Source organism: Microcoleus sp. BR0-C5 (assembly GCF_036705045.1).
Lineage (GTDB): Bacteria > Cyanobacteriota > Cyanobacteriia > Cyanobacteriales > Microcoleaceae > Microcoleus.
On record NZ_JAUBTR010000022.1, the window covers coordinates 84344 to 101844 of the forward strand.

Below are 17501 nucleotides of genomic sequence, written 5' to 3' on the forward strand. Positions count from 1 at the left end.
GGTAATTAAACGTAAGGTGGGCATTGCCCACCCTACAGTTACTTACCATTTAACAGTTCTAGCCGCGAGACATTCTGACAGGAATATCGAATTTATCCATCACTGTATTTAGCTCTTTCAAATTGACATCATTGGCATCCAGTTGGGCCAGCAGTTGCACTAGCATTTGAGCTTTTTCTGAATTGTCTCCTTCCAAAGTAGCCAAGTCCAAATTACCGTTGCGTAACTCTTCCAAAATAGGGGTAACAATTGGTAAATCGATGATAATTGGTTTACCTGGTTCCGGCGTAATCTCGTTCAATCCTTTTCCACTGGCGATCGCTAAAGTGTAATTAATTTGATCGAAGTCCGGTGAAGTTCGAGTTTCTGATGGGAAATCGTTTGGCAAGAAAGTACCGCGAATTTCGGGATTCAATAACACCTTGACTGGTTTCTTGCTTTGGGGTTGAGGCTTTGGAAAGATGGAACGCGCTGGCACAAATAGCGAGACATAGCCGCGCACTTCCAACAAACCTGGAGTCAGAGTTTTTGGCAAAATGGGCAACAATTGAACAGATGCAGTTTTGTGAGCGGGTATTGTGAAAAATGCGCGATATACCTTCGGTTTCCCTGGCTGCTGAGTCAGAGGCACCTCGATGTTAGTGCCTTCAACGTCAACAACTAAGAAAGCGTTGTTGAGCAAGATTTTATTAGGATCTGCCGGCACGGGTAAGCTGATGGTAAACTCAATCCGATATCGCAAGTCGATCGCTTCGAGATTGGAGATGGTGAGAAAGTATCCCTGAACGATTCGACGAGCCACTGGGATGAGTTGTGGAGGGATGCCCATCACAGGTGCGATCGGTGCGGTGAGGATTTCAAAGGTGGAAACTTCCATGTTTGTGTCCGAGTAATTTAACTTTTAGCTTGGGTTATTTAGCCGAAAAATTTTGTTTCTGTTTTTCCGTGGCTATATCTATGAATAACTGCCCGTCGCGGTTGGTTAACAGTCGCTTTTTCTGGTGACACTCATTTGAGTTAACTCAAATGAGTGTCGCTTGATTGTGCGACTTGACAATTTAAAAATTTTTGTTAAAGCGCACAGGAACACGGATCGGGAATTTAATTTATCCCTGTGTATCTGAAGATGAAAAGAAAATATCGAATTGATAATCAGGGCGATCGCACATTAATCTGTTGGTATAATCCCCCTTGAATGGGCCCAGGGCGATCGAAAAGCTAAAAAAGCCTACACAAAACGTTACATATTTGTTAATATCGGGACGAGCCTGTCCTCAACAGTCCCTCTCTTAACCTTCTAAACTAACCGTTATGAGTCAACCTCCCTCAGCAATTCCCGCCTCAGAAGAGTCCGCCGAAACCCCGACAGCACCGACAAACACTGCACCTCCACCGAGTTATGTCAAGCTGGCGATGCGGAACATGGTTCGCAAGCGGGCGACTTCTCTGTTTCATTTTGCCTTGACAGCGGCCGGACTTTTAGGCGTACTCGTGGGTTTGGCTTTTCTCGATCGCTATTTCAATTCTTAATTGGGGATTCAAACAATCAGCCTCTAATTTCTGCTGATGTTTTTGATCTTTCTTAATCGGGAGTTAAGCTGATTGTTCTGCCTGCCTGTTGCAATCTCTAACAGATTACTGTATCTTGCCAGCAACAGCAAAATCCCCTGCCGTTCGATCGCGCCATTGGAATTTGTAAAAAAATTGAATATATCCCTTGACAGGAGAGCAAAAAAATGTTAATTGAGGTGAACGTCGAAGACTGTTACGGGCACGCCCTGCAGTCAGCCGACGCTTCCAACCTCCCTGAGAGTGCAGCCAGCGGGGAGATTGCAGCCGAAACCTGGGAAAATTGGTTTAGCGTTTGGCTGGAAAACCAGGCGGCGGATGTGCCAGTGGCCCCAGGCTACGAAGTCAGTCTGCGTTTAACCGCCGATACGGAGATGCAAGCCCTCAACCTCCAGTACCGCCAGCTAGATCGATCGACCGATGTACTAGCTTTCGCAGCTTTAGAGGTAGACTGTCCTCAGCTAGAGGAAATGCAGTCATCGGAACCCCTATACTTGGGTGATATCGTCATCTCGATCGATACAGCTAACCGACAAGCCCAGCAGCAAGGACATCCCCTGAAGACCGAACTAGCTTGGCTGGCAGCCCACGGTTTTCTGCATCTTTTGGGCTGGGATCACCCGGATGAAGAAAGTCTGACTCAAATGCTCGATCAACAAGAAACATTGCTGCAGGCGATCGGTCTTACGATCCAAACAGCATAACTGATGTTGATGGTTACTTAACAAATCATGTCAAGCCCAACATAACTTTCTGAAATCAAACCAATACTTTAGTAAAAACTTAGGAAAGTTACCTAGACTAGATGAAGTCAATTTGAAAAGTCTAGCTTTCATTCATCTCTGTAACTTAAAGTTGGTAGTTTATGACACTAAATCGACCGTCAATTTCATCAAGAATCGCACAGTTTCTGCCCATGCCTCAAGACTCTTCCAGCCCAACAGTCCACGAGTCTAACACACCCTTGAGATACAACCGAGATCTGTCCTGGAAAATCGCATCTAGCTTAGCTACGAGTTTTAGATACGCTTGGGGGGGTCTGACTTATGCTTTTGAAACTCAGCGCAATTTTCGGATTCACACTGTTATAGGAACATTGGCGATCGGACTCGGGCTATTTTTGCAACTCCAACCTGTAGAAATATCTGTGATCGGCGTCACCATTGGCATAGTTTTAGCAATGGAACTGTTGAATACGGCGATCGAATCGGTGGTAGACTTGACAGTCGGGCAATCTTATCACGAACTAGCCAAAATTGCCAAAGACTGCGGTGCCGGAGCGGTTCTGGTATCGGCAATGGCTGCGATCATCGTCGGTGCGGCACTTCTTCTGCCTCCTTTGTGGGCAGTAGTTCAAATTGCGATCGCCCGTTAGTAACTTATGGGGGAAGCCAAATTTTAGGTTTTAGATTACCCATTTCAGGTTTTTAGTTTTATTCGTACATATTGCAGCTATTTTTATCTTCGGCATCTATCTAAAATTTTCAAACCCTTGCTTTCAGGCAGCGAGTCAATCTAAAATCTAAAATCTAAAACCTAAAATCCCACTTAACCCGTGATTATAGTCATCGATAACTACGACAGTTTTACATACAATTTGGTACAGTATCTAGGAGAACTGGGTGCTGAATTGCCCGTAGCCAGCGAAGTGCAAGTCTACCGCAACGACCAAATTTCCTTAGCAGAAATTCTCCGATTGCAGCCGGCAGCAGTAGTGATTTCTCCCGGGCCTGGACGGCCGGAAGATGCGGGAATTTCTCTGGAATTAATCAAAGAATTGGGGCCGACTCTACCAATTTTAGGCGTGTGCCTGGGACATCAAAGTATCGGTCAAGTATTTGGTGGCAAAATTGTTTCTGCACCCGTGTTGATGCACGGCAAAACTTCTCAGGTAGAACACGCAGGAGTCGGAGTTTTTAAGGGCGTGGAATCGCCGATGATTGCAACTCGCTATCACAGTTTGGTAATTGAAAAGCAGAGTTGTCCAGAAGTTTTGGAAATTACCGCTTGGGTTGAAGACGGAACTATTATGGGTGTGCGGCACCGGGAATATCCGCACATTGAAGGTGTACAGTTTCACCCGGAAAGTATTTTGACGACTTCGGGAAAGCAATTATTGCGAAATTTCTTAGAAAGACTTTAGTTGAATTTCTATGAATTTGTAGGGTTCGCTCTTATAGTACCTTACGGTGAGAGTAGGGTACACATTTTCGCACCTGAACCGCCCCAAAAAGGATACAAGCCCCCCACTCCTGTCGTGGTGAACCCCAAATTTTAGATTCCTGTTCGAGATTCGAGATTCAATGCTGCAAGTAAATCTAAAATCTAAAATCTAAAATCGACTGACGGTGTTTTGTGATATAACAACAAACGACCAACACCCGATAACCGCAACCACAAGATGAAACGGCGACAATTAATACGTTACGCACAGACGGGTTTGCTAGCAGCTTTAGCAACTGGTTTACCATCTGGATGGGAAAGCTATCAAGCTCAAACTGCTGATTCTTTGTCGATTCAGTGGTTGGGCCACACTTGCTTCTTGTTCGCCGGAGGCGGTGCGAGGGTGCTGGTGAATCCTTTTCGCCCCCTGGGCTGTACGGCAGGCTATCGCTCTCCTAAAGTGCCAACTGATTTGATTCTGATTAGCAGTCGGTTGCTCGATGAAGGGGCGATCGACGGATTTGCGGGCAATCCCGGCCTTTTGTACGAGCCGGGGTCTTACAGGTCTAACGGGCTGCGGATTCAAGGGATTCGGACGGAAAAAGACCGTGAGGGAGGAAGGCGATTTGGGGTCAATGTGGCTTGGCTGTGGCAGCAAGCGGGCGTTAAGATTTTACACTTGGGCGGAGTTGCTGGCCCGATCGGCATTGAAGAACAAATCTTGATCGGGCGGCCCGATGTAGTGCTGATTCCCGTGGGTGGCGGGCCCAAAGCTTACACTCCGGCGGAAGCGAAGCAAACTTTGCAACTTCTCAAACCGAAGATGGTGATTCCGACACATTTCAAAACCCAAGCCGCCGATGCTGCTGCGTGCGATTTGGTGCCACTAGATGAATTCTTGGCGCTGATGGATGGTACGCCGGTGCGCCGATTGAATAATGACACGATTTCGATCAAAGCTGGTGACTTACCCCAAACTGGTTCGGTGATTGAGGTTTTGAGTTACAGATTTAGCGGTTAATGCCAGATTTCTTAGGTTGCGTTATATTAAGGAAGTTTTGGTCGATCGGGGATGCAAGAGAATTTTCTTGCTATTTTAGCCTCTGGCAACCTTGCCTTTTGTCGAGATTTGGCTAATATAACATTTCATGTTCACTGTTTTATCTCATAAGGAAATGCAAGCGCAATGAAAAATCAAAATTTACCTAGCTGGATGAAACAACTCACAGGTTTCGCAGGAATAATCGGCGCTAGCGCGTTGATTGGTTTCCCGGCTTGGGCTCACATCACCTCCAACACCAATGTTGCTAATGCAACTCAAACTTCACAAGTTGCAGGAAAAGTGAAAACCGCTGCTTCACCGGCACCAATGGCTCAGGCTAAGGATATTGTCGCTATTGCATCTGGCGACGCTCAATTCAAGACGCTGACAAAGGCTTTGGGCTCTGCCGGTTTGGTGACAACTTTACAAGGAAAAGGCCCTTTCACTGTTTTTGCACCGACAGATGCGGCATTTGCTGCTTTGCCAAAAGGAACTGTGGAGGATTTGCTCAAACCGGAAAACAAAGCCAAACTTACTAAGATTTTAACTTACCACGTTGTTCCTGGTTCAGTTTTATCTACTAGCCTAAAATCCGGCGATGTAAAAAGTGTCGAAGGAAGTTCGCTGAAGGTGGCAGTTAGCACAGGCAAAGTTACTGTCAGCGGCGCTAATGTTGTGAAAGCTGATATCAAAGCTAGCAACGGCGTTATTCACGTAATTGACAAGGTTTTGATGCCACCCGATGGGATGTAAAAATAGCAGTTTTTGCATCAATTGATGTTAGATTCGGTTAAATGAAAGCGAAGTAAGGACACAACAATGTTGTGTCCTTATTTGTATGGCAGGCAATTCCGAATTAATATATACAGCATATTCGGTGGTTGATGAAGTACAGTAGCCGCTATATTTATGTTGTGTGATTTTAATATGTAGGGTGCGTCGCTTCGACCTTTTAAATAGAACTTGCAGATTGACGGGTGGCGACGCACCTTACTTACTACAAGATTGTGTGTACTACATATACATGGAATATGCTGTATCAAGCTTTAGCTAGCCGCAGGTACTTACAAAAATAGCTGCCAACCCTTACCTCGATGGCCAAAATCGAAGATTTCGGGATGGAGAATTTCTGCTAAAATTTCTAACGAATCAACCAATCTCGGCCCCGGCCGATTAAAGTAAGAATTGCCGTCAGTTATGTAAACTTTCCCCGTTTTTACTGCTGGCAAATTAGGCCATTCTGGGTTGTTAGTTATCTGCATTGCTTCGCTGTGAGTTCGGCTTAAATCAAAGCCGCAAGGCATAAAAATAATTACATCGGGATTAGCTTCTACTAAAGATTCCCATTTTAACCAAGGGGAATGCTCCCCGACAATTCCAAACAGCGAATTGCCTCCCGCCATTGCGACTAATTCGGGAATCCAGTTACCTGCAGCCATCAAAGGTTCAATCCACTCGATGCAAGCTACTTTGGGTTTAACGGTTAATGTTTTGGTTTTCGAGGTAATAGCATCGATGCGGGATTGCAAAAGGTCGATCGCACTTTTGCCATTTACGCCCAAAGCATCAGCAACTCGCTGAATATCCGTCCAGATTTCTGCTAGCAGATTCGGCTGCAAAGAAATAATTTCCGGCTTGCTATTTACCAGCGTGCTTACCGCTTGTTCAACCTCTGTTAGAGAACAAGCGCAGACTTCACATTGAGCTTGAGTAATAATGTGAGTCGGCTGCAATTTTTCCAAAGTATCTATTTCTACTTTATACACACTCAGCGCATTTTGCAACAATTCTGTCACGCGGTTGTGAATTTCGCTGCTAGTTCCTTCGGGATTAAATTTAGGCTGAGTGCAAACAGGTAAATTTTGGATTTCTGGGGGATAGTCGCATTCGTGGGAACGGCCCACAATTGCATCGGTTAATCCTAAAAGTGCTACAATTTCGGTGGCACTGGGAATTAGAGAGACAATTCTTGGTTGGTTCATTGGTTTTCTGTTTTTTACAGATTTATAAGCACAGGCGTTACAGATTTAGAAGCACAGGCGGGACGCCCGTGCCACACTAAAAGGGATTGTTAAATTTTTAGTTTTTTTAAGTATTGCAAATCTTGCCATGCTTGAATGAGATTACCTTGCATTAGTTGCGCTACACCGTTTAAAATTCTAATTTCCGGTAGATTGGAGTTGAGAGCGAGAGCAGGTTTTAAGGCTGTTTCAGCGGCTTTGGGATGCCAGCCGTACAGGTGTACGAAAGCGAGATAGGCGTAAGCGTAAGGGTTTCTTGAGTCGAGTTGAGTGACTTTTTCTAAGGCTGCGATCGCACTTTTGACATTCTGCTGCAATACCCGAGAAAAGGCCAAAGCATAAGCCAATTCTAGATTATTTGGTTCCTGCTGCAACCGATATTCTAACGCTTGTTCCGCTTGCACGGTATAATCTTGAATTGGATCGTACTGATTGATGCGCCCAATCTGCTCGAACACAGGTTCTAAACCGGGCAATCCTTTGGGTAAATTAACCGCCATCGCCCGCAATTGAGTTACCAAATCTAACTCGGGCTTATCTGTATTATCCTCGTTCCCAGGGTCTTTATCCTCGTTCCCAGGCTCTGCCTGGGAACGCATATCCAGAGGCTCTGCCTCGATTTTAACACTAATTGCCGGCACATTAATCGGATAAGTTTCCCCGGTTTTCCGATTTAGATAAGTAGCTTGCAGATTGTAATTTCCCGGTGCAATATTAGCAGGAGGAAGCATCGCCGTGCGATCGACAACTCGAAACCCCACAGCAAATTTATCCGCTTCCAGCATCCCCGGATGCAAAGTCCCCTGGGCGATCGCGCGATCGTGTAAAATCCTGAAAGTCTGTCCCGGTGGAATATCGCCAGACTGCTGATTTTGCCACGTTACCAACACTAAACCCGACTGCAACTGCTGCCAAGGCCCAGACCAAGTATAAGTAACCGGCAGCGCGACTCCGGGAACTGCTTTTGCAGCGACAGTAACTCGCTCTAATTGTACTTGCGATCGCCCTTCATTCAAGGGCTGTATTTCAACAGGCTGCACCCGCTTGTGATAAAGATTTAAATTAGTATAATCTGGCAAAACCCAAGTTTTGTCTAACTCAAATTTATCACCTTTTTCAATCGCAGCAACCGCTGCATTTTGAGCCTTTTTAATCCCTTCGCGAATCGATCCTTGCGGGCCACTTTTAGTTACGAACCAAGAGAGCGATCGCACATCTTGCGGCACGTCTTTTAAATTCGTTCCCACCTGCCGCCCGTAAACCTGAAAATTAGCCAAAGCACCGTAAAAATTCAAATTATGCTGGTTAATTTCCGGCGTAGAAGGTAACACGCCTAAAGTAGATTGCAAATAAGGTTCCCTATCAATAATTTCGGCAATTACCTCTGGGTGCGGCCACTCTTTCCCCAAGTAAGGATAGCTAGAATTGCCGGGACTGATAATTTGGACTAAGCTATGTCCAAAAGCACCTCCCAGCGGCCAGATATGAAACAGCATCGCCAGAATTGCCAAGCCAATTGTACCCCAGCGAATTTGTCGCCCCCATCGAGAAGGCCAAAGCGTTAAACAATATGCTAAGAAAATAGATAAAACTGGCAAATAAGGTATCACATATCGATCATCTTTGTTGATATTTAGAGAATTAATTAAATAAGCTCCTCCCCAGAAAACAGCCAGCCAGCGACAGGAGTTGAGATAAAAAATTGACGAACTATTTTGCCTGCGACGCCAATAAAGTATCAATCCTACTAAGGGAACAAGTAACAGAGGCCAAGAAACGTGTTCGGGTAAGTGTTGACCGTAGTAAATCCAAGCGTCGATCGTATTGAGGCCCGGATCTCCTTCGGCGATCGCAGAATCGAGCGTTGCCCGTTTTCCCCCGGTCAAAATTAACAGCCAATTAGTTTTCGCCCAAGGCCCAAACACCGCCACCGACAGCAACAGAGCACCAGTTAATTGACCTAATCTTCCCCAAGCTTTTTGTCGCACAGCACCCACAGCCAACCACACTATCGGGGTAAATAGAAATAATACGGTAGTGTGTTTAACTAATATTGATAAACCGAGAGAAATTCCAAAGGCGATCGCCCAAAAGAAAGACGACGGGGAAAGTGGGGGAGTGTGGGAGGGGGAGAGGGGGAGATTGGGGGAGGGGGAGAGGGGGAGATCCGGAGAATGGGGAAAATCTTCCTTGATTTCTCTTCCTTCTTCCTTCTTCCTTCTTCCTTCTTCCTTCTTCCTTCTTCCTTCTTCCTTCTTCCTTCTTCCTTCAGAAGCCTTCCACATTGTCAAACAATAGAAAGCAAAAGTAATCCCAGCAGTGAGGGGATAGTCGAGCAAAAATTGCAAGCGGAACCGATAAAGCCCCGGTAACAAAACGCAAATTGCAGCGGCCCACAAACCGACTTGCCGGTTAAATAGTTGGACGCCCAGACTGTAAACTGAGGCGAGGAGAATTGCACTAAATAATAGATGAACGAGGGTTGCCCGATCGCCCCCAGTACCGAAAACCTGAAGAAACGGAACCGTTAAGATGTATGCCAAGGGCGGAATTTTCGTCGAAAGCAGCCAGAAGTTTGTCCACCACTCGCCGGAAAACCACTGAGGATGCTGCAACGCCTGCAAGTATTTCAGGGTGCTAGTCAGGTAGTCTGCTTGATCCCACGCCGGGACAGATCGATCGAGGGCAAACCAGAGGCGATCGCTAATTGCCCCCAGCAGCCAAATTATGCCCAAGACAAGCAGACTCTTACTTCCGCTGTCCCGATGTTGCTGTGCCATTGCGATTCTTGGATTTTAGGTTGCAGCTTTTAGCTTACAGGTGGGCGGTTCCGGGCGATCGAAAAATTAATTGAGAAAAGTGCTTGCTAAATTTTGTATGTGTCTGCTAAGATAGTAAAGCGCGAAAAAACAAGCCGGGATAGCTCAGTTGGTAGAGCAGTGGACTGAAAATCCACGTGTCACGAGTTCAAGTCTCGTTCCTGGCATCGCAAAGCCCTCACAAAGTTGAGGGCTTTTTTTTAGGAAACTTGAACTATCAGGATTTGGCGGATGTACAGGAACCCCGAACGCTCAGTTTTCATCGGGAAACATTGCTTCCAAGTCTTGGAAACCGCTCACAACCCGCAAAATTGCGATCCCATTCTCAACCACCCGATAAAAGATAATATAGCCATCCAGCGGTACTCCCCGGAGTCCCGACTTAATGCGATCGTAATTGCGCCCCATATTCGGAAATTTGACTAAGTTGTCACACTTTTTGACAAACTCCCGAAGCAACCGCTCCCCAGCCTCAATATTGCGCGCCACAAAATAATCACCAATGGCATTCAAGTCTCGGCTTGCAGTTGGAGAGACAAAGCATCGGCTCATCCCTGAACCTCTCGCGCCTTGCGAAACTTTTCCTGCAATTGCTCGATGGCAGTCTCTAAGGGGATTCCCTCACCCCGCGATAGTTCCGCCTCCGCTTCCTCCACCGAAGAGCGCACTTCCTCCACCCACTTCCAATAATGCTGGCGTGTTTGAGTCAAAGTCTGGAGGGCTTTTGTAATCACCTCTTCCGGCGAGCTAAACTGCCCCAGTGCTAATTGCGCTTCGATCAATTTCACTTGCTCAGGACTCAAAGTAATATTCATAAAAATCTCCGGGAGTCTCGCTGACACAAATCCCTTTTCTAACAATAGCGCTACTTTCTGGGCAGTGCGATCGTCTTGGGCGCAGATCGACGTGCGGTGACGTGTACTGTCTTATTTTTGAGTGAGGTACGACGCTAATTCTGGAATTTCACCGCCGCGCTGCCACTCGGCTTCCCCGCGCCGCACTTTGGTTCGGGCTGTGATGTCCTCAATCTCCCATAATTGCAATTTGGTATAGGGCCCTTTGGCTTCACCGCTGCGAAACACGTACCATTGAGGAACTTCAGGAGTTGGCTGGGTCGATCGTCTCACAGGCTTCATCCGATTCATTCCAGTTGTGGTTTTGAGCTGATTTAGCTCTTGTTCTACCGGATTGGGAGGGGGTGAGTTAGAATTGGGCGATCGCTTTTTCTTAGCCTCCGGCTTACCTCTAGCAATTTCTACTTCGCGCGGCCACCCCCAGAAATGCCACACCGCCACCCACACTAGCGCCACGGCAGATCCTAAAATCTCTTCTTGTGTTTCTGACCATTCTGAAGACTTTCCAAACAGCAGAAAACCGATCGCACCGAGTACGATCGCTATGAGGTTTAGGTAAATTAGGTTGGTAGTGTCGTTAGCCGCTAAGTGCCAACTGGTTGTGTGCCGAACAAAAGATTGGCTGGTTGCTGTCCTGTTGTGTTTCCAAGCTTTGCGAGCTTGAATCCGGCCGTAACCAGGAGAGTCAGCGGGCCACCACGTCGCGGCCCAATTAACTAGATGCGCTGACCAATACTGCAAAGCTGCATATCCCACTATTCCGCTTAGCAGTACGCAAATAACTAACAGAAAGGTTGTCAGCGGCAGTAGCTGTATTGGCACGATTTCGGCCGTCGCAACAGTTAACAGAAAAAACGGAGTACCAGTTAATATTGGAACTAACAAAAGTTCAAGTATCTTTAGAAGCTCTGCATAGAAAATCCATAAGAATTTAAGAAGATTTTTAAGCAGCTTTGCAAAGCGGAAGTGATACAGATAAGCAGATGCGATCGCAGTTCCTAGAATTAAAGCAATCAGCGCGCCCGGAGAGCTTCTGAGCGGCAGAATAAAAAGGGCAGTCGCCGGAATTCCCATCATGATTGCTGCTGGCAGTGTGAGAAATGCTATAACACCTTCCCTCCAGTGCTGCCAAGCCGATACAGTCGGCGGTTGCTGATTGTGTCGGCGAATTTCCACCCACTCTGCAAACTTGGTTAACCCCCAGTGATAGAAAGCAAATAACCAGATTTGGCACAACCAAGCAAGTACCATCGGGGATTCCCAGTCAGAGTTTCTGATGGTGTACCAGTACATCCTGCTAAATCCGTAGGAATAGTAGTAAGCATTGGGCCACAGTAAAGAAACAATCAGCCAAAAGCTAATGCTTAAGGCAAACCCTCTGGCGCACGATGTAGGATCGGGGAGGAATTTCGGCCAATTATTCATGGTTGGGATAATTTGACGGGATATCATCAATATTGTCCCATCGCGCCGATCGCTCTGGGGAGTGCGATCGTCCATAAAAATTGCTGGACAGTGCCGGATGTGCCAAGTTGATTAAAACTTTTTTAAAATAAACACTCGTACTCGTTATCCTGTTGAAGGGGCTCAGTGCTTTGTGGGCATCCTACAACTATGATCGCCCCAGACAATCCCTTATCCCCTACAATAAACAAGCAATTATTATATTTTGAGTTATCCTGTGAGTCCTACTGCCGAAGTCAGCAATACCCTAAATGCGGGCGCTCTACCAACCGTTACCGCTCCCGCAGCCCGCCGCGCTGTTTTTCCCTTCACTGCAATTGTTGGCCAGGAGGAGATGAAACTGGCGCTGCTGTTGAATGTCATCGATCCCAAAATTGGCGGGGTGATGATTATGGGCGATCGAGGTACTGGTAAATCTACCACAATCCGCGCCCTCACTGATTTGCTGCCGGAAATTGAGGTGGTGGCTGACGATCCTTTTAACAGTCATCCCACTGATCCTGATTTGATGAGCGATGAGGTGCGCGATCGCACTTTATCTCAAACTGACATTAAAATCGCCCGCAAGAAAGTCCAAATGGTAGATTTACCTTTGGGCGCTACCGAAGACCGAGTTTGCGGTACGATCGACATCGAGAAAGCTTTGTCGGAAGGAGTTAAAGCTTTTGAACCCGGTCTTTTAGCTAAAGCTAACCGTGGCATTCTGTACGTTGATGAAGTCAATTTGCTCGACGATCATTTAGTCGATGTTTTGCTCGACTCCGCCGCCAGCGGTTGGAATACTGTGGAAAGAGAAGGCATTTCGATCCGCCACCCGGCTAAGTTTATTTTAATTGGTTCCGGGAATCCAGAAGAAGGAGAATTGCGGCCGCAGTTGCTCGACAGATTCGGGATGCACGCAGAAATTCGGACTGTAAAAGACCCGAATTTAAGAGTGGAAATTGTCGAACAGCGATCGAGTTTTGACCAAAATCCGCCGGAGTTTCTCGCGAAATACCAGCGCGAACAAGATGAAATGCAGCAAAAGTTGGTAGAAGCTCAGGAAAGGTTAAAATCGGTAACTATCGATCGAGAGTTGCGAGTAAAAATCTCCCAAGTTTGCGCTGAATTGGACGTAGACGGGCTGCGGGGCGATTTGGTGACGAATCGGGCTGCGAAAGCTTTCACGGCTTTGGAATGCCGCACAGAGGTGACTGTGGACGATATTCGCCGGGTTATGACTCTGTGTTTGCGGCACCGGTTGCGGAAAGACCCGCTAGAATCAATAGATTCGGGGTATAAAGTGACTAAAGTGTTCGATCGAGTATTCGGGCTAGAAACAACTGAGGGGTAATTAATAATTGGTAATTGGTAATGGGTGGTGAGGAAACATTTCCCACATTTTTAATGCCTCCTTCCCCATTTCCAATTACTAATTCTGGCAATGGAAAAACGAATTTTAGGATTAGATCCCGGCTTAGCAAATCTCGGCTATGGGGCAATTTGCTGTCAAATTGTCCCCGGCAAGCAAGATGAAAACTTTGTTTCCATGATTGATTGCGGCGTCATACAAACCACGCCAAAACAGGAAATGGGACAGCGGTTGAAAACAATTTACGACGATTTGCACGAGGTAATTGAACAGATTAAACCTGATATAGCAATTGCCGAAAAACTGTTCTTTTACAAGATGGGAAATACCATACTTGTAGCGCAAGCGCGGGGCGTTTTGACGCTAGTATTGGCGCAGTGTGGAGTGCCGCTGTTCGAGTTTACGCCGGCTCAAATTAAGCAAGCTTTGACAGGCCGCGGTAATGCAGATAAGTCTGAAGTGCAAGAGGCGGTGGCGCGGGAGTTGGAGTTGGGTTATATTCCGAAACCGGACGATGCGGCGGATGCTTTGGCGGTGGCTTTGACTGGTTGGTACGATGATGATATTTGTCCGAAGAAAATACAGTTGGAAACAGGAAAAATTTGATGCAATATCAAATCATCGGCAAATTAAGAACAAATCCGGGCAAGACATCTTCTCCCGATAAACTTACAGGAAATTGTACAATCTCTACTTCGCGAGAATGGCGATAAATTTCTACTTGTTCGTCTTGAGGATTAATTAGCCAACCCAAACGCAAGCCGCTATTCAGATACTCCTGCATTTTCTCCTGAAGCGGCCGCAGCGGGTCTGGGGGCGATCGCAATTCAATGACAAAATCAGGACAGATTGGCGGAAATTTCTCCCTTTGTTCATCCGTTAAAGCAGACCATCTTTCCAAGCTAACCCAAGCCGCATCAGGGGATCTGTCTCCATTATTAGGCAACCGAAAAATAGTTGAAGAACTAAACACTCTCCCTAGCTGCGTTCGTTGATTCCACATCCAAACTAAGCCAATTAAATCGGCTTCTCGATTGCCGCTGACTCCGCCTACTGGTGACATAATAATGATTTCCCCTTTAGCAGTCCGTTCAAATTGCCAATCTCGATTCATCTGGCACAAACGGTAAAACTGTTCGTCTGTTAGTTCGACAGTATCTAAGTTTAAAATAATGGTTGTCATTTTTCCTAACTCCTTAGAAATATGAGCCCTGCAAACCTATTTTAGCGCCGCCTTTTGTCAATTTTAACATCACTCCTCATAGCCCGGACTTAAGCTTTAATACCAGGGCTTAAGCCCCAGCCCGACTATTGCGAAGTGCAAAATATTAGTTGAAAATGTAATTAAGTTCGATCGCCCAATTCCCACCTCAATCAAAAAAATGCTATAATACCAACTTTAATTGCTAAACTTATCCCGCCAGCAGAGAACACAGGAAAATAATATGGTGATTATTACCTCACAACAAATTGCCCAATTTCGCTCACAATTAGCCGAATATCCCGAAGCCCTAAAAGCCCTAGACGCCATCGAAGATTGCGAAGGTAATATCGAAGATGCAGCGATATCTCTAGCAATTCAAGCCGGACAAGAACCGAATATCTCGGAAAATTGGTTAGACGGATTGGCCAAAAGATGCCGCGTTGCTATCTGCAAATCAGAGGTTAAAGAAGAGTTGACAAACGGACAATTGAATGCAGCATTTAGAGATTTAGTTGCAGCAAAAATTTGCCCGGAGATTTTGGTGACTTCGGTGATTATTTATGTATTTAAAACTGGGGTGAATGAGTTTTGCGAGCCTCTCGAATATAAGCTGTAAAGCTATAGCTGCATTTAAAAATTAGGTGAAGCAAAGCTATCCCGAAGGGTAGGGAATCGCCCTCATTTCTCAAAACATGATACAACGAGGCGATCCTCTTCGAGGGCTTCGCTAACGCACTTTTTCTCTACCCCTGTGCACTACTGTACGCAGTCGGCACCAAATCCGGCGACAAACCCAAAGATTTCCCCAGCAAACGAGCAAGTTGCACTAAAAAATTAGCAGTATCTTCGTCACCTGCGCGGGCCATTGAAGCCGATATCTGGATTAGCATTTGCACAAATCCCGCATCAATTAAATGGGAACAGGAACTCAAAACTTCTGGTTCTTGGCCGTTGGGACAGGTAAGCACTCGCTCGATTAAGTTCAAATAAGCTTCTTGGCGTTCTGGATTCATTTTGGCAGGATCTGTACAGTAAATAATTTATTATTACGTTTAAGTCAGTCCTGTCAATCAGGCGATCGAATAAGCGATCCCCGTTTTTACTCTAGAAACTCCATTCAGTCAGGAATAGACAGGAGTTTAAAGAAAATATTAAGTTTCTCAATGCTAGTTTAGTCGAGGTAAGGTGCGCCGAAGAGCACCCAACTATTCAAGGGAATTAGGAATATAAAAAATGAAAATAGGAATATTTTTAGGAAATCTAGGAAACCCCGCCATCTACTATCCCAAACTAGCCAAAATCACCGGCGGAGTCACAGCCAGTATTTTTCTGTGCCAATTATTGCAATGGCAAGCACAACATTCCTACTCCGGCGAATGGGTGAAAACTAACAGCGCAGAAATAGAAAAAGCCACTGGTTTAAATCAGGAAGAACAGGAATTAGCGATACAGCAACTCCAAGTGCGATCGCTCCTCAAAGAAAAATTAACAAATCCCAACACGGACACCCTAGAACTCTGGGCGGACATTGACGCTTTCGAGGAAAAACTCAATCACTTTTGGACATCCAATCCTGCCGGAATTATACCACAGACCACCAGGGAAAACAACAATCACCCTGTAGAAATAATCCCCGAAACATCACCCCCAAATCATGCAGTTAAAACCGACAAATATTTTGGGCAACCCCGCCAGCAAATAGCCGTTGCTGTCACCCCTAATTACCGATTTAGCGGCCCTTGGAATTCCCAAGAAGAACTGCACAACTTTCAGCGAGCCTTAGAAGCATATGCTAAAGAACGTAATTTAGGATTTGGCAATCCTTCGGGATGGGCATTTAACATTATTGACAGGATGACAAAAGGCTTAACCTCGGCTTTTTGGGAGGAATTTATCGCCGGAATTCCGTTAGGAGAAAGTCAGAAAGTCCAGCGGGATTGGGAAATCGAGCCAGAAGTGCCTTATCCTGCTTTTGAAGAGGAGCGAATTCAGTATTACGTCCACAAAGGAGAACCGCTAGAAGCAGCAGTATCTAAAGCCCGTGCTGACTTGAGAAACCCGGTTTTGGGCAAAGATTTGTGGGAGGGATTTTTGCGAAAGTGCGATCGCCTTGCTGATGATGCACTCAAAGCCAAAAATCTAGGAGTGCAGACACCCTATCTGCCACCTTCCTTTACAGAAAAACCTCAATTTACAAAAGAAAGTGTCATGAAGAAACTGGAAGCTGTCGCACCTCAAATTTCCCTCACACCATCGACTGTTAACACCCTTTCCCCCAGAACTTTAGAACAACAGGAAAGTGAGGAAAAAGAGTCAGATTCAGTTGTTGAAGCTCCCAGTATTGAATCTTTGCAGAAAGCTTGCAAAACTCCGATGGGTCGGAGTATAGTTGAAAAACAAATCACCGAACATCCAGAATGGGGCTACGAAATAGTTGACGGTGAGATCGTAGAATCAATTCCTTTTTAGGAGGCAACCATGCAACGAATTAGCGAAATAGATGTATTTGGTTTAGAAAGACCTTCTCTCTCAGAAGCACAAAGAAAAAAGCTGCGCCGGGAAAGATTGCAGCAAGAGAAAGAGGAGGGATATCAAAAGTTAGCTGAACTTTGTTATTTAGGTGAATATGATATGGCAAAGCAAATGGCAAATAAACATTATAATTGGGGATACGAAATTGTTGACTGTATTGTGATGGAGAGGATAGATTAAATGGTGAATGTGCAGCTTTACTGAAAAAGCTTTAGGAGTTGCCAAAAATCTAATTCGCGGTATTTTATCCAAAATTCAGCAACATTACTTTGTTTGAGTAGCTGGAGAGAGTTGTCATAGTAATCTTTATTCTCAATCTCAGTCATAAACATTTCCCACTCAGCCTCAAAAAAGGGAACTTGTTGAAGTTTTTCTGCTCTAATGATTTCTGCTTGCTGAATCTCTAACCCACATTCCGCAGTTCTGGCTTTGATGACTAAGGATTTTCATACCTTCACTGTAGGAAAAATATCTGTGCCTAC

20 protein-coding genes and 1 tRNA gene are annotated in these 17501 nt (G+C 45.7%); 12 read left to right on the top strand and 9 right to left on the bottom strand.

Features of this window, described 5'->3' with window-relative positions; genetic code table 11:
* Positions 1 to 58 precede the first annotated feature (58 nt).
* Entirely contained in the window at positions 59 to 877 is an 819-nt protein-coding gene (locus QUB08_RS13205) for a hypothetical protein (protein WP_333225130.1), read from the bottom strand.
* 434 nt (positions 878 to 1311) lie between these two features.
* Here QUB08_RS13205 and QUB08_RS13210 point away from each other — a divergent pair, with 434 nt between their 5' ends.
* The 6 genes from QUB08_RS13210 to QUB08_RS13235 all read left to right on the top strand — a co-directional run bounded on the left by QUB08_RS13210 (position 1312) and on the right by QUB08_RS13235 (position 5527).
* A complete protein-coding gene (locus tag QUB08_RS13210) occupies positions 1312 to 1530 on the top strand; it encodes a DUF3285 domain-containing protein (RefSeq protein ID WP_172190724.1) in 219 nt (72 codons plus the stop codon).
* Between the two features lie 206 nt (positions 1531 to 1736).
* Positions 1737 to 2273 (top strand): rRNA maturation RNase YbeY, encoded by a 537-nt coding sequence (gene ybeY, locus QUB08_RS13215; protein WP_333225131.1) that lies wholly within the window; start codon positions 1737 to 1739, stop codon positions 2271 to 2273.
* A 161-nt stretch (positions 2274 to 2434) separates the two neighbouring features.
* The gene (locus QUB08_RS13220) at positions 2435 to 2944 is read left to right on the top strand and encodes a diacylglycerol kinase family protein (protein WP_333225132.1); all 510 of its coding nucleotides are present in this window, start codon (positions 2435 to 2437) and stop codon (positions 2942 to 2944) included.
* A 180-nt stretch (positions 2945 to 3124) separates the two neighbouring features.
* Positions 3125 to 3712 (top strand): aminodeoxychorismate/anthranilate synthase component II, encoded by a 588-nt coding sequence (locus tag QUB08_RS13225; RefSeq protein WP_333225133.1) that lies wholly within the window; start codon positions 3125 to 3127, stop codon positions 3710 to 3712.
* 258 nt (positions 3713 to 3970) lie between these two features.
* Entirely contained in the window at positions 3971 to 4753 is a 783-nt protein-coding gene (locus QUB08_RS13230; RefSeq protein WP_333225134.1) for an MBL fold metallo-hydrolase, read from the top strand.
* 165 nt (positions 4754 to 4918) lie between these two features.
* A complete protein-coding gene (locus QUB08_RS13235; protein ID WP_333225135.1) occupies positions 4919 to 5527 on the top strand; it encodes a fasciclin domain-containing protein in 609 nt (202 codons plus the stop codon).
* A gap of 311 nt (positions 5528 to 5838) precedes the next feature.
* Here QUB08_RS13235 and QUB08_RS13240 read toward each other — a convergent pair whose 3' ends face one another.
* Complete coding sequence (locus tag QUB08_RS13240; protein WP_333225136.1) at positions 5839 to 6756, bottom strand: cobalamin-binding protein; 918 nt, start codon at positions 6754 to 6756, stop codon at positions 5839 to 5841.
* A gap of 89 nt (positions 6757 to 6845) precedes the next feature.
* Positions 6846 to 9575, bottom strand: coding sequence for a phospholipid carrier-dependent glycosyltransferase (locus QUB08_RS13245; RefSeq protein WP_333225137.1), 2730 nt, complete (start codon positions 9573 to 9575; stop codon positions 6846 to 6848).
* Between the two features lie 133 nt (positions 9576 to 9708).
* Between QUB08_RS13245 and QUB08_RS13250 the strand changes: the two genes are divergently transcribed.
* Positions 9709 to 9781, top strand: a tRNA-Phe gene (locus QUB08_RS13250).
* 85 nt (positions 9782 to 9866) lie between these two features.
* Here the strand turns inward: QUB08_RS13250 and QUB08_RS13255 are convergent.
* From QUB08_RS13255 to QUB08_RS13265, 3 genes are all read right to left on the bottom strand, one after another.
* The gene (locus QUB08_RS13255) at positions 9867 to 10166 is read right to left on the bottom strand and encodes a type II toxin-antitoxin system RelE/ParE family toxin (RefSeq protein WP_333225138.1); all 300 of its coding nucleotides are present in this window, start codon (positions 10164 to 10166) and stop codon (positions 9867 to 9869) included.
* The gene (locus QUB08_RS13260; RefSeq protein ID WP_333225139.1) at positions 10163 to 10429 is read right to left on the bottom strand and encodes a type II toxin-antitoxin system ParD family antitoxin; all 267 of its coding nucleotides are present in this window, start codon (positions 10427 to 10429) and stop codon (positions 10163 to 10165) included. Before QUB08_RS13260 ends, QUB08_RS13255 begins: the two co-directional genes overlap by 4 nt.
* Before the next feature lie 111 nt (positions 10430 to 10540).
* Positions 10541 to 11968 (bottom strand): DUF4339 domain-containing protein, encoded by a 1428-nt coding sequence (locus QUB08_RS13265; RefSeq protein ID WP_333225140.1) that lies wholly within the window; start codon positions 11966 to 11968, stop codon positions 10541 to 10543.
* Between the two features lie 181 nt (positions 11969 to 12149).
* On the opposite strand from QUB08_RS13265, the gene bchI reads away from it, so the two are divergent.
* Together bchI and ruvC are read left to right on the top strand one after the other, a co-directional pair.
* A complete protein-coding gene (bchI, locus tag QUB08_RS13270; protein WP_333225141.1) occupies positions 12150 to 13265 on the top strand; it encodes a magnesium chelatase ATPase subunit I in 1116 nt (371 codons plus the stop codon).
* 90 nt (positions 13266 to 13355) lie between these two features.
* A complete protein-coding gene (gene ruvC, locus QUB08_RS13275; RefSeq protein WP_333225142.1) occupies positions 13356 to 13889 on the top strand; it encodes a crossover junction endodeoxyribonuclease RuvC in 534 nt (177 codons plus the stop codon).
* Positions 13890 to 13896: 7 nt separating this feature from the next.
* On the opposite strand, the gene QUB08_RS13280 is transcribed toward ruvC, so the two are convergent.
* Positions 13897 to 14466: a Uma2 family endonuclease gene (locus tag QUB08_RS13280; RefSeq protein WP_333225143.1), complete on the bottom strand. Its 570-nt coding sequence runs from the start codon at positions 14464 to 14466 to the stop codon at positions 13897 to 13899.
* Between the two features lie 262 nt (positions 14467 to 14728).
* On the opposite strand from QUB08_RS13280, the gene QUB08_RS13285 reads away from it, so the two are divergent.
* The gene (locus QUB08_RS13285; protein ID WP_333225144.1) at positions 14729 to 15103 is read left to right on the top strand and encodes a hypothetical protein; all 375 of its coding nucleotides are present in this window, start codon (positions 14729 to 14731) and stop codon (positions 15101 to 15103) included.
* 127 nt (positions 15104 to 15230) lie between these two features.
* On the opposite strand, the gene QUB08_RS13290 is transcribed toward QUB08_RS13285, so the two are convergent.
* Positions 15231 to 15500, bottom strand: coding sequence for a hypothetical protein (locus tag QUB08_RS13290; protein ID WP_333225145.1), 270 nt, complete (start codon positions 15498 to 15500; stop codon positions 15231 to 15233).
* A 220-nt stretch (positions 15501 to 15720) separates the two neighbouring features.
* On the opposite strand from QUB08_RS13290, the gene QUB08_RS13295 reads away from it, so the two are divergent.
* A complete protein-coding gene (locus QUB08_RS13295) occupies positions 15721 to 16956 on the top strand; it encodes a hypothetical protein (protein ID WP_333225146.1) in 1236 nt (411 codons plus the stop codon).
* A 9-nt stretch (positions 16957 to 16965) separates the two neighbouring features.
* The gene (locus tag QUB08_RS13300) at positions 16966 to 17199 is read left to right on the top strand and encodes a hypothetical protein (protein WP_333225147.1); all 234 of its coding nucleotides are present in this window, start codon (positions 16966 to 16968) and stop codon (positions 17197 to 17199) included.
* Between the two features lie 17 nt (positions 17200 to 17216).
* Here QUB08_RS13300 and QUB08_RS13305 read toward each other — a convergent pair whose 3' ends face one another.
* Positions 17217 to 17345 (bottom strand): hypothetical protein, encoded by a 129-nt coding sequence (locus tag QUB08_RS13305; RefSeq protein ID WP_333225148.1) that lies wholly within the window; start codon positions 17343 to 17345, stop codon positions 17217 to 17219.
* Between the last annotated feature and the right edge of the window lie 156 nt (positions 17346 to 17501).

Excerpts from the sequence above, each read along its gene's own strand:
- QUB08_RS13205 (WP_333225130.1), bottom strand. The coding sequence starts at position 877 with ATGGAAGTTTCCACCTTTGAAATCCTCACCGCACCGATCGCACCTGTG.
- QUB08_RS13210 (WP_172190724.1), top strand. The coding sequence starts at position 1,312 with ATGAGTCAACCTCCCTCAGCAATTCCCGCCTCAGAAGAGTCCGCCGAA.
- ybeY (WP_333225131.1), top strand. The coding sequence starts at position 1,737 with ATGTTAATTGAGGTGAACGTCGAAGACTGTTACGGGCACGCCCTGCAG.
- QUB08_RS13220 (WP_333225132.1), top strand. The coding sequence starts at position 2,435 with ATGACACTAAATCGACCGTCAATTTCATCAAGAATCGCACAGTTTCTG.
- QUB08_RS13230 (WP_333225134.1), top strand. The coding sequence starts at position 3,971 with ATGAAACGGCGACAATTAATACGTTACGCACAGACGGGTTTGCTAGCA.
- QUB08_RS13235 (WP_333225135.1), top strand. The coding sequence starts at position 4,919 with ATGAAAAATCAAAATTTACCTAGCTGGATGAAACAACTCACAGGTTTC.
- QUB08_RS13240 (WP_333225136.1), bottom strand. The coding sequence starts at position 6,756 with ATGAACCAACCAAGAATTGTCTCTCTAATTCCCAGTGCCACCGAAATT.
- QUB08_RS13245 (WP_333225137.1), bottom strand. The coding sequence starts at position 9,575 with ATGGCACAGCAACATCGGGACAGCGGAAGTAAGAGTCTGCTTGTCTTG.
- QUB08_RS13255 (WP_333225138.1), bottom strand. The coding sequence starts at position 10,166 with ATGAGCCGATGCTTTGTCTCTCCAACTGCAAGCCGAGACTTGAATGCC.
- QUB08_RS13260 (WP_333225139.1), bottom strand. The coding sequence starts at position 10,429 with ATGAATATTACTTTGAGTCCTGAGCAAGTGAAATTGATCGAAGCGCAA.
- QUB08_RS13265 (WP_333225140.1), bottom strand. The coding sequence starts at position 11,968 with ATGGACGATCGCACTCCCCAGAGCGATCGGCGCGATGGGACAATATTG.
- ruvC (WP_333225142.1), top strand. The coding sequence starts at position 13,356 with ATGGAAAAACGAATTTTAGGATTAGATCCCGGCTTAGCAAATCTCGGC.
- QUB08_RS13280 (WP_333225143.1), bottom strand. The coding sequence starts at position 14,466 with ATGACAACCATTATTTTAAACTTAGATACTGTCGAACTAACAGACGAA.
- QUB08_RS13285 (WP_333225144.1), top strand. The coding sequence starts at position 14,729 with ATGGTGATTATTACCTCACAACAAATTGCCCAATTTCGCTCACAATTA.
- QUB08_RS13290 (WP_333225145.1), bottom strand. The coding sequence starts at position 15,500 with ATGAATCCAGAACGCCAAGAAGCTTATTTGAACTTAATCGAGCGAGTG.
- QUB08_RS13295 (WP_333225146.1), top strand. The coding sequence starts at position 15,721 with ATGAAAATAGGAATATTTTTAGGAAATCTAGGAAACCCCGCCATCTAC.
- QUB08_RS13300 (WP_333225147.1), top strand. The coding sequence starts at position 16,966 with ATGCAACGAATTAGCGAAATAGATGTATTTGGTTTAGAAAGACCTTCT.
- QUB08_RS13305 (WP_333225148.1), bottom strand. The coding sequence starts at position 17,345 with ATGACTGAGATTGAGAATAAAGATTACTATGACAACTCTCTCCAGCTA.